Below are 13,531 nucleotides of genomic sequence, written 5' to 3' on the forward strand. Positions count from 1 at the left end.
AGATAAGTATTAATGTCGTATAACGTACGTGAGCATAGTTATGTAGTCGGTGGCCTAGGTGTTACAGGTCAGGCTTGCGTGCGCTTTTTGTTGCAAAAGCAGGCAACGGTTAAAGCATTTGATACCCGTGCTAATTTTACTCTAGTTACCGACCCTGATTCTGATCTTGATACCGACATGCAAGCGTTTATGGCAGAGAAGGTCACTTGCACTGCTCTAAGCGAAGATTACTTTGATGGTGTAGACACCTTGGTGTTAAGCCCGGGGCTTGCTCTGAATATTGAACAAGTGGCTTTAGCGCAAAAGTGTGGTGTTGAGGTGATCGGCGACGTGGAATTGTTTGCCCGATTAAATGCCTCCACGAGTGATGCTACGCCAGCTAAGCGCGTAGTAGGTATAACCGGCTCTAACGGCAAAACCACGGTTACTTTATTAGTGAACCATCTGCTCAAAAGCTGCGGCGTAAAAAGTATTGAAGCGGGTAACGTAGGTCGCCCTGTGCTTGAAGCGCTTCAAAGTGATGCAGATGTAGTGGTGATGGAGTTATCAAGTTTTCAACTTGAAACAACGTCTAGCTTGGTGCTCGAAGCTGCTACTGTCCTTAATATTTCCGATGATCACCTAGACCGTCACGGTACCCTTGAAGCCTATATCGATGCCAAGCATCGCATTTTTGATAACGCGAAATCTGCGGTTGTGTGGCGAGACGGTGAGTTTGTAGCACCTTACGAGCAGCTTATTACCGATGCTAAGGGGATTGCTGCATCAAATGCAGTATCTGATGGCGAATCTAATGCTGTATCTAATGCCGAATTTAATGAAGACGCGCTAGCGTCAAAAAATATCGTTGAATATGGACTGGGAGAGTCGACCACAGGGCTTGCGATTGCGTCTTTTGACGGTGACGATAGTGCTCGTGACGATGAACAAAGTCTATATATAACGTTTAAAGGCGAAAAGCTTATTGCCCTTAGCGATATTCATTTGGCGGGCATGCACAACGTACTAAACATCATGGCTGCATTGGGTATCTGCCTTCAGCTAGGTGTTTCGCCAGCGCTCGCGGTTAAACATCTACACAGTTTTAAAGCTGCACCACATCGTTGTGTGGAAATAGCCCGTGTAAACGACATCCGATATATCGACGACTCCAAAGCAACCAACATTGGCGCCACTATAGCTGCCCTTGAAGGGTTAGCCCCGACTATACAAGGGAAGCTCATTCTTATTGCAGGTGGTGACGCTAAAGGCGCTGATATAGCCAGCCTCTCGCCTTATCTAACTAAATATGTATCGCACGTGTTTGCTTTGGGCAAAGATGCACACCTGTTTGAAAAGAGTTTTGCGCATACAACTCGTGTGGCAACGATGAAAGACGCCGTAAAAGCAGCAACAAGACTTGCTGCCCCTGGTGATGTTGTTCTGCTTTCGCCTGCGTGTGCAAGTTTAGATATGTTTAAGAACTATATGCATCGCGGTGACGTGTTTAAACAAGATGTACACGACCTACTTAATCTACACAGTAAGAACGACGACGCTGTGGAGGCCACATCATGATTGCTGCCTCTACCAAACTTAGCGCGTTATTTGCCGCGAAGCACGACGGACAACCTTCGGCAACGCACCCCTATGACGTGACGCTTATCTTAATTGCGCTCGCGCTAATGAGTATTGGCATTATTATCGTCACCTCGGCGTCGATGCCGGTGGCCGATAGGCTGCACGACAACCCCTTCTATTTTGCTATTCGCCACGGTATTTACATTGTTGGGGCGATCGTTGCCGCTATGGTAGTGCTGAATTTGCCCATGCAGTTTTGGCGCATGACTAATCCCTATCTTCTGCTCGCGGCCATCGCGCTATTGTTAGCAGTTCTGGTAGTTGGGAGAACTGTAAACGGGAGTACCCGTTGGTTGGCGATTGGGCCTATAACCATTCAAGCTGCCGAGCCGGCGAAGCTCTTTTTCTTTGCCTATTTGGCGGGTTATCTGGTTCGCCGCTACGAAGAAGTGACCGAAAATCTAAAAGGATTTATTAAACCCCTTGTCGTGTTCTTTGCGTTAGCGATGCTATTACTGCTACAGCCAGACTTAGGTACCGTCGTTGTGATGTTTGCAACCACGATTGGCTTGCTGTTTTTAGCGGGTGCACGACTTTGGCAGTTCTTCGCACTGGTGTTTGCAGGCATATTGGCGGTTGTAGCGCTTATCGTGTTTGAAGAATACCGAATGAAACGGGTTACTTCCTTTTTAGACCCTTGGGCTGATCCGTTTGGCGCTGGTTATCAGCTAACCCAGTCTTTAATGGCCTATGGCCGGGGTAACTGGTTTGGGCAAGGCCTAGGCAATAGCTTGCAAAAACTGGAATTCTTACCCGAAGCACACACTGACTTTGTTATGGCCATCTTGGCGGAAGAGCTGGGCTTCGTTGGTGTGCTTGCCGTACTCGGCCTTATTTTGTGGATGGTGTTGCGTGCACTGAGCATTGGAAATAAGGCACTTGAAAAAGGGCGAGCGTTTGATGGTTACATGGCTTACAGCATAGGCATCTGGTTCAGTTTCCAAACGGCGGTAAATATTGGTGCAAGCGCAGGTATTCTGCCAACAAAAGGGTTAACACTGCCGTTAGTTAGCTACGGCGGCTCGTCACTTATCATCATGTCAGTAGCAGTAGCCATATTACTTCGTATCGATTTTGAATTACGGGTTGATGGCGTACAGGCGATTGGCCGGGGCGACAGCAAATCCGGTAAGAGCAAGGCCCGCCGTAAAAAGCCTATTCCTACAAGCGCGTCGCAAACTAAAGCGTCACAAGCTGAAGGTGAGGCAAGTGTAGAGAGCGGGGCCGATGAAGCGGATTTTTCTACAGCGACGGTTGAAGCTAAACCTGGCGCCAAAACATCAAGTGCAGAAGATGAAGGAAAAGCTGGCATTAAAGCTATACTCGCGCGGGTAGCGCAGGAGGCTGATAATGGCTAAGCGTTGCTTAATTATGGCTGGCGGTACAGGCGGGCATGTTTTCCCAGGCCTTGCAGTGGCAAACGCGCTTCGAAAGGAAGGTTGGGACATTCATTGGCTAGGCACCGCCGAGCGGATGGAAGCGCAAGTTGTGCCTAAGCACGACATACCTATTCACTTTATTCCGGTAAAAGGGCTTCGTGGCAAAGGTGTTACGGCACGTCTTCAAGGTGCTGTTGCGTTAGTTAAAAGCTTATTTTCTGCAAGGCGAATTATAAAGCGCCTTCAACCTGATATCGTTGTTGGGTTTGGCGGTTACGCTAGCGGCCCTGGTGGGGTTGCTGCAAAAAGCTTAGGTATTCCCGTTATTGTGCATGAACAAAATGCGGCGGCAGGCATGACCAATAAGCTTCTTAGTAAATTCGCAAGTCGCGTGCTTCTGGGCTTTGACGATGCCAAAGAACAATTTTCAGGTGGCGCTACTAAGGTGCATACTGTGGGCAATCCTGTTCGTGATGAAATTTGGCAGGTGAAGCCCAAATCTGTAGACATTGACGCAGACGCTCGTGAAAACACCACAGAGCATAAACAAGGCCTTAATTTACTTGTTGTAGGCGGCAGTTTAGGCGCACAAATTCTCAATGAAACCGTGCCGGAGACTTGCGGGGTGCTAGAAGGTTTATCAATAAAACACCAGTGCGGTAAAGGCAACAGTGAAGGTGTCATTAAAGCCTACACGTCGGTGGGCGCAGATATGTCGAAAATCGATGTCAGTGACTTTATTGATGACATGGCCGCAGCTTATGAATGGGCAGACTTTGTTGTCTGTAGAGCCGGTGCGCTTACGGTAAGTGAAGTTGCAGCTGCCGGACGCGCGGCGATTTTCGTACCGCTACCTTTTGCGGTAGACGATCACCAAACAAAAAATGCGCAGTCGTTAGTTAAGCAAAATGCGGCACTGATGATTGCTCAATCTGTATTAAAAGAAAATTTAGGGCAGGCGGTGCGTCAGTGGTTACAACACCCTGAAGACTGCTTAAAGATGGGCGCTGTAGCAAAAACATGTGCAAGCACTCATGCCACGGAAAATGTAGTAAGCCACGTAAAAAGCGTGGTAGGAGTAGGGGACTAATGGTTTTTAAAACCCCATTTGAAAGCCCGCAAATGCGCAGGGTTAAAAATATATTCTTTATTGGTATCGGCGGTGCCGGTATGGGTGGTATTGCCGAAGTATTATTAAACGAAGGTTATGCTATTGCTGGCTCTGACATTCAAGAAGGGCCAATGACACAGCGGCTAAGCGAATTAGGTGCTGATGTGAAAATAGGCCACCGTGCGGAAAATGTTGAAGGCATGGACGTTATTGTGGTGTCTAGCGCCATCAACGAGCAAAACCCAGAGATTATCGTGGCTCGTGAAAAGCGCATTCCGATTATTCGCCGTGCAGAAATGCTGGCAGAATTGATGCGATTCCGCCACGGTATTGCGGTGGCGGGTACCCACGGCAAAACGACCACAACCAGTTTAATTTCAACGATTTTCGCAGAAGCGGAGTATGACCCTACGTTTGTTATCGGCGGTTTGCTTAACAGTGCTGGTACGAATGCGCGTTTGGGTAAAAGCCGTTATCTTATAGCAGAGGCTGACGAGAGCGATGCGTCCTTCCTTCACTTGCAGCCGATGGTTTCCGTGGTGACCAATATTGAAGCCGACCATATGGATACTTATGGTGGCGATTTCTCAAAGGTGAAAGATACCTTTGTTGATTTCTTGTCGAACCTACCCTTTTACGGGCAGGCCATCGTGTGCGGTGACGATGCAAATATTCAAGAGATTCGCCCTCGTATAGGCCGAAGTATTCTGACCTACGGTTTTGAATCTCACAATGACTATCGCGCAGAAAATGTTTCACTGTCATTCGGTAAAGCGAATTTTACGGTTATTCGCCCAGAACGCGAACCGTTAGATATAACGCTGAACCTCACCGGTAACCACAATGTGCTTAATGCGCTTGCCGCTATCGCTGTAGCAACGGATGAAGGTGTAGATGACGACGCTATCATTCGCGCACTAGCTAGTTTTGGCGGCATAGGTCGTCGTTTCGAGCAGCTAGGTACGTTTACTACCAGTAAGGGCGAGGTGTGTTTAGTCGATGACTATGGTCACCACCCAACGGAAGTAAGGGCGACTATCGCTGCGGCTCGTGCAAACTGGCCTGATAAGCGCTTGGTTATGGTTTACCAGCCTCATCGCTTTACGCGCACCCGCGACCTTTACGAAGACTTTGTTGAGGTACTGTCGAGCGTTGATGCACTGTTGCTTCTGGATGTATATGCTGCCAGTGAACAACCTATTGAAGGTGCTGACAGTAAAGCGCTATGCCGTTCCATTCGTCAGCGCGGTCAAATAGAGCCTGTGTACGTAGGTGACAAAGACGCCTTACCAGCTATTTTGGCGAATATCATGCAAGATGGCGACATCGTTATGACCCAAGGGGCGGGCAACATCGGACAAATTGCTAAGCTCTTAGCTCGTCACGCGCTAGAGCCGATCACACTTGCAAAGGAAGGGGAATAAGATGTTTACACCTTCAGTAAGTATTCACTCACAGAAAACCCACTCGCCGAACGAGTATGGCAAAGTAGCTGTGCTGCTCGGCGGTGACTCTGCCGAACGGGAAGTATCGCTTAATTCGGGCAATGCGGTGTTAAATGCATTGTTACGACAAGGCGTAGATGCGTTTGCGTTTGACCCAGCAGAGCGACCTCTGACCGACCTTATCGACCTTAACGTCGATAGAGCGCTCATTATGCTGCACGGTCGCGGTGGTGAAGATGGCTCTATGCAAGGAGCCCTTCAGTTCCTAAAAATCCCCTACACGGGAAGCCGAGTTTTAGGTTCTGCGCTGGCAATGGACAAAATTCATACTAAGCAAGTGTGGCAAAGTTTAGGCTTACCCACTGCAAAATATGAAATTGCTGATAAAAGGCACTTTGAAGCTGGTAAGTGCAGCGCTATAATGGATAAATTGGGGAATGAAGTCATGGTAAAACCGGCCAGAGAAGGGTCGAGTATTGGCATGGCGAGAGTGACAAGCGCTAAACAGCTCGAAACTGCCATTCAGGACGCCTTTAAATACGATAATCAAGTCCTGTTAGAGCAGTATATAGATGGCCCCGAATTCACTGTTTCTGTATTGCAGGGACAGGCGTTGCCGTCTATTCGCATGTCTACTCCACATACATTCTATGATTATGCTGCGAAATATCAGGATAATACAACAGAATACTATTGCCCAAGCGGCTTGTCTGAAGAGCAAGAAGCACAGCTAGCAAAACTAGCATCCCGTGCTTTTGATGCTATTTCTGGCAGCGGCTGGGGTAGAATTGACGTTATGCAGGACAACCAAAGGCAGTTTTATTTGCTAGAGGCGAACACAGTGCCTGGCATGACAGAAAAAAGTTTGGTGCCTAAGGCAGCCAAAGTTGCAGGATTAACTTTTGATGAACTGGTATTAAGTATTCTTTCTACCAGTTTTGATGACGTTGCAAACAAGGCGTAAACGTGGCTGATACCAACACTAATCAAGGTAAGCCCGCTTCTGCAAAGAGCGGCAAAAGTAAAACGGCAGTGTGGGGCGGCGTCGCTTTCTTACTGTTTGTTATTGCTGGATTAGTGTTTGGTGGGCTTAAAGCAAACCAGTATTTGCAGGATGAACAGCAAATGCCGGTACAGGTTATCGATTTTTCTGGTGATTATCAGCACATCGATATTACCAAGCTAGAGCGGTTAATACGCAAGGCGCAGCCTGGAAGTTTTTTCGCGCTTGACGTCAACGAAGTATTTGAGCTTGTTGAAGCGCAGCCTTGGGTTTATCGCGCGTCAGTAAGAAAGAAGTGGCCAAATACGTTAAAAATTTATTTGGTTGAGCAGCAGCCGGTTGCACAATGGAATGAAGATTTGTTGTTAAACCCTTATGGCGATACGTTTAACGACGAAGGCGTGAAGTTAGACTTACCGCGCCTTTACGGCCCGGGTGGCAGCGAAAAAACCGCCCTTGAAGGCTACAACGCCATGCACGCGTTGATAGCGACGACGGATATGACGTTAGACGAGCTGTCCTTAAGCGAGCGATTTGCATGGCAAGTGCAGTTGAAAAACGGCATTAAATTGAATTTAGGACGTCAGGAGTTTATCGATAGGCTACAACGCTTTATTGATGTTTATCCACTTCTGGCGCAACAAGAGAAGGCGGTGAAATACGTCGACCTTCGCTATGACACGGGCGTAGCAGTCGGATGGAAAGACGACAGCGCCACAGATGAAGAGAGTTAAGGAAACCATGTCAAAACCTGCTGAACGCAATTTGATTGTAGGACTAGATATCGGCACCAGCCAAGTAAAAGCTGTTGTGGGTGAATTACTAGAAGATGATCAAATCAGTATTGTTGGCGTGGGCACCCATGCATCGAAAGGCATGGATAAGGGCGGCGTTAACGATTTGAACCTGGTGGTGAAATCGGTCCAGCGTGCAGTAAACGAGATGGAGTTAATGGCAGATTGCCGAGTGTCTTCAGTTTTTATGTCTATCTCGGGACGACACGTTAAGTGCCAAAATGAAAATGGCATGGTACCGATTAACAATCAGGAAGTAACACAAGAAGACGTAGATAACGTTATTCATGCAGCGCGCAGTGTGCCAATTGCAGCGGAACGTCGTCTACTACACGTGTTACCACAAGAATTTACTATTGATGTGCAGGAAGGGATTAAGAACCCTATTGGCATGTCGGGAGTAAGAATGGAAGCGGATGCTCACATTATTACCTGTGCCGACGATATGGCGAAAAACATGGTGAAATGTGTTGAGCGTTGTGAACTTAATGCCGATCAGCTGATCTTTTCAGCGTTGGCATCAAGTTATGCGGTACTGACTGACGACGAGCGCGAGCTTGGCGTATGTGTGGTTGATATCGGTGGTGGTACTATGGATATGGTTATCTACACCGATGGCGCTATTCGTCACACGGCGGTAATACCGGTTGCGGGTAATCAAATTACCAGCGACATTGCTAAAATATTTAGAACACCTATTAGCAATGCAGAAGAAATTAAGGTGAATTACGCCTGTGCATTGAAAGATATGGTGAGTATGGAAGACAGCATTGAAGTACCTAGCGTAGGCGGACGCCCAGCTAGAGTGATGTCTCGTCATACGTTAGCCGAGGTGATTGAACCTCGCTATCAAGAGCTGTTTGAGCTGGTACATGATGAAATTCGTGCCAGCGGTCTGGAAGAGCAAATCGCTGCAGGCCTTGTGCTTACAGGCGGTACCGCTAAGATGGAAGGTGCCGTGGAATTTGCCGAAGAACTTTTCCAGATGCCCGTGCGCGTGGGCAAACCCATCAACGTAAAAGGCTTGTCCGAATATGTTGATGACGCTGGATTTGCGACAGTCGTAGGACTGCTGCAATATGGCAAAGTACAATCTGACAATAAGAAGTCCAGTACGCAGAAGACCGGTGAAAGCTTATTTCATCGAGTGCAAAGCTGGTTTAAAGGTGAATTTTAATTTTATTTTGGGGGCGCTATAGCTACGGCATCAAGGCTAGCAGGAAGCAATTAGCCTAAGGGAATGACCTGGCGTAGTGTTTAAAAGACGTACAACCGGAGAGTAAGTATGTTCGAATTAATGGATAGTCACGGCGAAGAAGCCGTAATCAAAGTCATCGGTGTCGGTGGCGGCGGCGGCAATGCCGTTGAGCACATGGTGTCTCAAAGCATTGAAGGCGTAGAATTTATTGCAGTTAACACCGATGCACAGGTGCTTCGCAGCTCAAGTGCAGACGTTACACTTCAAATTGGCTCAAGTGTAACAAAAGGGTTAGGTGCGGGTGCTGATCCGAACATTGGTCGAGAAGCAGCACAAGAAGACAGAGAAACCATTCGTCAGGCGCTAGACGGTGCAGACATGGTTTTCATTACTGCCGGTATGGGCGGTGGTACAGGAACGGGCGCAGCGCCAGAAGTGGCAAAAATTGCTCGTGAAATGGGCATTCTTACGGTAGCGGTAGTTACCAAGCCATTCCCATTTGAAGGTAAAAAACGCACCTCGTTTGCGGAACAGGGCATTGTTGAGTTGTCTAACAACGTTGACTCGCTAATTACCATTCCTAATGAAAAGCTGTTAAAAGTAATGGGTCCAGGCACGCCGCTTCTTCAAGCGTTTAGCGCTGCAAATGACGTATTACGCGGTGCAGTTCAAGGTATTGCTGAACTGATTACCCGTCCTGGTCTAATCAACGTTGACTTCGCAGACGTACGTACCGTTATGTCTGAGATGGGTAAAGCGATGATGGGTAGTGGCGCTGCAAGCGGTCCAGACCGTGCTGAAGAAGCTGCTGAAGCCGCGATTGCCAGCCCGCTTCTTGAAGATATCGATTTGTCAGGCGCGCGCGGTATTCTTGTGAATATCACTGCGGGTCCAGATTTCGCCATCGACGAGTTTGAGACTGTTGGTAACGCCGTTAAAGCGTTTGCCTCAGAGAATGCCACAGTGGTTGTGGGTACAGTGATCGATATGGAAATGACAGACGAGCTTCGCGTAACGGTTGTTGCAACCGGTATTGGCGCAGAGCGCAAGCCTGACATTTCGCTAGTAAGCTCTGAAGGCTCCCGTCTAACACAGCCTGCAAAAGAATACGGTAACACGCAATCAAGTGAACCACGTTCTGCAGTAGGCGGTACAGAGGGCAATCAGGCGCTGAAGGCCGACGACAGTGCACAGCCAGAAAATGATTTGGAATATTTAGATATTCCTGCATTTCTTCGTAAGCAGGCAGACTAATTTAGCTGCCTGAAACGGAAGGGAATTATTTCGCGTTTGTGATGTCTCACCTAGTAAGGTGTATTTACACAACGTGAAAAATTTCGCGTGGATAGGTTGATTAATTACGTAATCTGACAGAGTTAAATCCGTCAGAACGGGTGTTTTTTGACATGTGAGTAATAACTCACTATAATTCGCGCCCGCTTTTTTTAATAGGTAAAAGCTTAAGCAGATGATTAGACAACGTACAATCAAGCAATCGGTACAAGAGACCGGAATTGGGCTTCATAAAGGGGAAAAGGTCACAATGACTCTCCGACCTGCGCCAGCAAACACGGGTATCGTGTTTAGGCGTGTTGACCTTGAACCACATGTTGACATACCTTCGCGTGCGAACGCGGTAGGTAATACCATGCTGTGTACGTGCCTGAATAACGAGGACGGTGTGACTATCCAAACGGTAGAACACTTAGCGTCTGCGCTTGCAGGTTTAGGTATCGACAATATTATTGTTGAAGTAGACAGTAACGAGCTGCCAATTATGGACGGAAGTGCTAGCCCGTTCGTATTCTTGCTTCAATCTGCCGGTATCGAAGAGCTAAACGCGCCTAAGCAATTTATTCGTATTAAAAAGCCAGTTCGTGTAGAAGATGGCGATAAGTGGGCCGAATTAGTGCCTTATGACGGTTTCCGCGTTGATTTCCAAATTGACTTTGATCATCCTGTGATCAGTCAAACTCGTCAGCATATGGTGATGGATTTTGATTCATGCTCATATGTAAGCGAAGTTAGCCGTGCACGAACTTTTGGTTTTATGCGCGACTTAGAGTACATGAATGCTAACAACCTAGCGTTGGGTGGCAGCATGGAAAACGCAGTGGCGTTGGACGAATTCCGCGTACTCAACCCTGAAGGGTTGCGCTACGACGATGAGTTCTTAAAGCATAAGATTTTGGATGCTATCGGTGACTTATACCTTGGCGGCCATAGTCTAATTGGTGAATTGCGTGCGTACAAAACAGGCCATGGTCTGAATAACAAGCTATTAAATGCAGTACTTGCGCAAAAAGAGTGTTGGGAGTTCGTGACCTACGACTCGCAGGAAACAGCACCAATTCGTTATGCTCAGCCCGCATTAGCGTAAGAATTTTAAAAAGCCGCCTTACGGGCGGCTTTTTTTCGTATGGCATTTACTGAAATAAATGATACAGTAGCCGAATAATTAATATAAATTTCACCCATGTGACATAAAAACTATAGGTCGAAGGTTGTCGCCTTTGGCTAAAAACACATTCATCGTTGTATGAAGTGGTATGAAAAGAGTGGCGTGAAACAGCAATTTTCTTCGTGGTATGAAACTAACAATTACACTCGCTGGTAAAAATAAACGCTATAAGCACAGTATTAGTGTCCGTACGCTTGTGAGCGCAACCGTGCTCTCGTCTATTTTTATGCTAGTGTCGAGCCGTTCAACAGAATCGGTATCAGAAGATATTGCACGAGTTCGTTTGGCGCAGACTGAAGTCAACGAACGACAAAAAGACGTTGAAGCGTTAAAACAGCAAACAACGGTCAAATTACAAGCTTTGCTTTCTCACGTCGCAGAGTTATCTGCGCAGGCTACATTGCTGGACGAGAAAGGTAAGCAAATCGCAACAGAATTAGGTATGTCAGCGGCTGACCTGGACGCTTTCGTACCGGTATCGATACCGGATAACCTTCAAGACGATCCCATCCTTCACGAAATAGCCAAACTAGAGCAATCACTCGATTTGAAGTCTCAACAGTTGTCTATGCTTGAAAGTTTGGTCAGGGGTCACCATATCCACGAACAGAGCCAATTATCTGGTCGTCCGATAGAGTCAGGGTGGTTGTCTTCTTATTATGGTATGCGGGCCGACCCGTTTACCGGCGAACCAACTATGCACAAAGGGCTAGATTTCGCTGGTAAGGCAGGGGAAAACGTAGTGGCAACTGCTGCAGGTATTGTGACCTGGGCGGGTGATCGCTACGGCTATGGCCAACTTGTAGAAATTGATCACGGTGATGGTTTTGTTACCCGCTATGGGCATAACGACACCCTTACTGTCTCAATCGGCGACGTGGTAACCAAAGGGGAACCTATCGCTAAAATGGGCAATACGGGGCGCTCAACTGGCGTTCATGTTCACTACGAAGTAATAAGAAACGGAAAACAAGTCGATCCTCTGCCTTTTGTCTACAAAAAGTAGCATAGGTAGCAGCCAGGTAATTCTCGTAGACGGTGCCTTTATTAATTAAAAGTCATCTAAAACGAAGAAGCATAATTTTAGAACATCGCAAAACACAACGTGGTTACCGTTGTGTTTTATACGTTTAATTTAGCTGTGCACATTGTGCGGCGCCTCGACAAGTAGTGGAATAATAAAGCTAATGTTTTCAAGCATCCTTCGAAAAGTATTCGGTAGTAGAAACGACCGACTATTAAAAAAATTACGCAAAAACGTAGATGCCATCAATGCACTGGAAGCAGAATTTGAAAAGCTTTCCGATGAGGCGCTAAAGGCTAAGACAGACGAATTTAAAGCGCGTATTGAAAAGGGTGAAACCCTTGACGATATTCTTGTAGAAGCCTTCGCTACTGTGCGTGAAGCAAGTAAACGCGTATACGGCATGCGTCACTTCGACGTTCAGATGCTAGGTGGTCAAGTACTTCACCAAGGTAAAATTTCAGAAATGCGCACGGGTGAAGGTAAGACGCTTACTGCTACCTTGCCAACTTACCTTAATGCTTTGTCTGGCAAAGGGGTTCACGTTGTTACTGTGAATGATTACCTTGCTCGTCGTGATGCTGAGTGGAGTAACCAGTTATTTACTTACCTAGGTATGCGTGTGGGCTGTAACGTGCCTGGTATGTCGCCGCAGCAAAAGCGTGAAGCTTATCAAGCTGACGTAACCTATGGTACGAACAACGAATTTGGTTTTGACTACCTTCGTGACAATATGGCATTTAGCCCACAAGACCGCGTACAGCGCCCGCTTAACTATGCGGTAGTGGATGAAGTTGACTCAATTCTTATCGACGAAGCCCGTACACCACTTATTATTTCTGGTCAGGCCGAAGATAGCTCAGAGCTGTATCGCCGCATCAACACCATTATTCCTAAACTTGTTCAGCAAGAAAAAGAAGATGAAGAAGGCCAAGAGGGCGATGGTGACTACACGATTGACCTTAAGGCAAAACAAATTCATCTTACCGAGCGCGGTCAAATTCACGTTGAGGAAATTCTTCAACAAGAGGGCATGCTGCCTGAAGGCGAGTCGCTGTTTGCTGCAGGTAATATTTCACTGCTTCATCATATTAACGCTGCGCTTCGTGCACACAAGTTGTTTGCTAAAGACGTAGACTACATCGTTAAAGAAGACCAAATCGTTATTGTTGACGAGCATACGGGTCGTACGATGGAAGGCCGTCGCTGGTCTGAAGGTTTACACCAAGCTGTAGAAGCGAAAGAAGGTGTGAAGATTCAAAATGAAAACCAAACGTTAGCATCAATCACATTCCAAAACTTTTTCCGTCTATACGACAAGCTGTCTGGTATGACGGGTACCGCTGATACTGAAGCTTTCGAATTCCAGTCTATTTACGGTCTGGAAACGGTAGTTATTCCGACTAACCGTCCAATGGTTCGTAATGATATGCCGGATGTGGTTTATCGTACCGAAACAGACAAGTTCAATGCGATTATCGAAGATATCAAAGAAC

11 protein-coding genes are annotated in these 13,531 nt (G+C 47.0%); all 11 read left to right on the forward strand.

The window, feature by feature from the left end; all coding sequences use genetic code 11:
* Positions 1-12: 12 nt before the first annotated feature.
* A complete protein-coding gene (murD, locus tag QVA83_RS17755) occupies positions 13-1,557 on the forward strand; it encodes a UDP-N-acetylmuramoyl-L-alanine--D-glutamate ligase (RefSeq protein ID WP_156078740.1) in 1,545 nt (514 codons plus the stop codon).
* Positions 1,554-2,978 (forward strand): cell division protein FtsW, encoded by a 1,425-nt coding sequence (gene ftsW, locus QVA83_RS17760; protein WP_014950430.1) that lies wholly within the window; start codon positions 1,554-1,556, stop codon positions 2,976-2,978. The genes murD and ftsW overlap by 4 nt, the downstream gene beginning before the upstream one ends.
* Positions 2,971-4,089 (forward strand): undecaprenyldiphospho-muramoylpentapeptide beta-N-acetylglucosaminyltransferase, encoded by a 1,119-nt coding sequence (gene murG / locus QVA83_RS17765; protein WP_014950429.1) that lies wholly within the window; start codon positions 2,971-2,973, stop codon positions 4,087-4,089. The genes ftsW and murG overlap by 8 nt, the downstream gene beginning before the upstream one ends.
* On the forward strand, positions 4,089-5,534 hold the full coding sequence (murC, locus tag QVA83_RS17770) for a UDP-N-acetylmuramate--L-alanine ligase (protein ID WP_014950428.1): 1,446 nt from the start codon (positions 4,089-4,091) through the stop codon (positions 5,532-5,534). Before murG ends, murC begins: the two co-directional genes overlap by 1 nt.
* A gap of 1 nt (position 5,535) precedes the next feature.
* Entirely contained in the window at positions 5,536-6,519 is a 984-nt protein-coding gene (locus QVA83_RS17775) for a D-alanine--D-alanine ligase (RefSeq protein WP_014950427.1), read from the forward strand.
* Positions 6,520-6,521: 2 nt separating this feature from the next.
* The gene (locus QVA83_RS17780) at positions 6,522-7,292 is read left to right on the forward strand and encodes a cell division protein FtsQ/DivIB (RefSeq protein WP_014977223.1); all 771 of its coding nucleotides are present in this window, start codon (positions 6,522-6,524) and stop codon (positions 7,290-7,292) included.
* Positions 7,293-7,299: 7 nt separating this feature from the next.
* Positions 7,300-8,529, forward strand: coding sequence for a cell division protein FtsA (gene ftsA / locus QVA83_RS17785; protein ID WP_014980043.1), 1,230 nt, complete (start codon positions 7,300-7,302; stop codon positions 8,527-8,529).
* A gap of 108 nt (positions 8,530-8,637) precedes the next feature.
* On the forward strand, positions 8,638-9,804 hold the full coding sequence (ftsZ, locus tag QVA83_RS17790; protein WP_014980042.1) for a cell division protein FtsZ: 1,167 nt from the start codon (positions 8,638-8,640) through the stop codon (positions 9,802-9,804).
* 214 nt (positions 9,805-10,018) lie between these two features.
* On the forward strand, positions 10,019-10,930 hold the full coding sequence (gene lpxC, locus QVA83_RS17795) for a UDP-3-O-acyl-N-acetylglucosamine deacetylase (protein ID WP_014980041.1): 912 nt from the start codon (positions 10,019-10,021) through the stop codon (positions 10,928-10,930).
* A gap of 208 nt (positions 10,931-11,138) precedes the next feature.
* Positions 11,139-12,017 carry a M23 family metallopeptidase gene (locus QVA83_RS17800; protein WP_156078738.1) on the forward strand — a complete coding sequence of 293 codons (879 nt, stop codon included), beginning with the start codon at positions 11,139-11,141 and terminating at the stop codon, positions 12,015-12,017.
* A 181-nt stretch (positions 12,018-12,198) separates the two neighbouring features.
* Positions 12,199-13,531 (forward strand): preprotein translocase subunit SecA (locus tag QVA83_RS17805; RefSeq protein WP_353844114.1); only part of this gene is annotated, 1,333 nt, incomplete at its 3' end.

It is taken from the genome of Alteromonas sp. AO-Serp (assembly GCF_017849675.1).
Classification (GTDB): Bacteria; Pseudomonadota; Gammaproteobacteria; order Enterobacterales; family Alteromonadaceae; genus Alteromonas; species Alteromonas macleodii.

Excerpts from the sequence above, each read along its gene's own strand:
- QVA83_RS17775 (WP_014950427.1), top strand. The coding sequence starts at position 5,536 with ATGTTTACACCTTCAGTAAGTATTCACTCACAGAAAACCCACTCGCCG.
- ftsW (WP_014950430.1), top strand. The coding sequence starts at position 1,554 with ATGATTGCTGCCTCTACCAAACTTAGCGCGTTATTTGCCGCGAAGCAC.
- ftsZ (WP_014980042.1), top strand. The coding sequence starts at position 8,638 with ATGTTCGAATTAATGGATAGTCACGGCGAAGAAGCCGTAATCAAAGTC.
- lpxC (WP_014980041.1), top strand. The coding sequence starts at position 10,019 with ATGATTAGACAACGTACAATCAAGCAATCGGTACAAGAGACCGGAATT.
- QVA83_RS17800 (WP_156078738.1), top strand. The coding sequence starts at position 11,139 with ATGAAACTAACAATTACACTCGCTGGTAAAAATAAACGCTATAAGCAC.
- ftsA (WP_014980043.1), top strand. The coding sequence starts at position 7,300 with ATGTCAAAACCTGCTGAACGCAATTTGATTGTAGGACTAGATATCGGC.
- murG (WP_014950429.1), top strand. The coding sequence starts at position 2,971 with ATGGCTAAGCGTTGCTTAATTATGGCTGGCGGTACAGGCGGGCATGTT.
- murC (WP_014950428.1), top strand. The coding sequence starts at position 4,089 with ATGGTTTTTAAAACCCCATTTGAAAGCCCGCAAATGCGCAGGGTTAAA.
- murD (WP_156078740.1), top strand. The coding sequence starts at position 13 with ATGTCGTATAACGTACGTGAGCATAGTTATGTAGTCGGTGGCCTAGGT.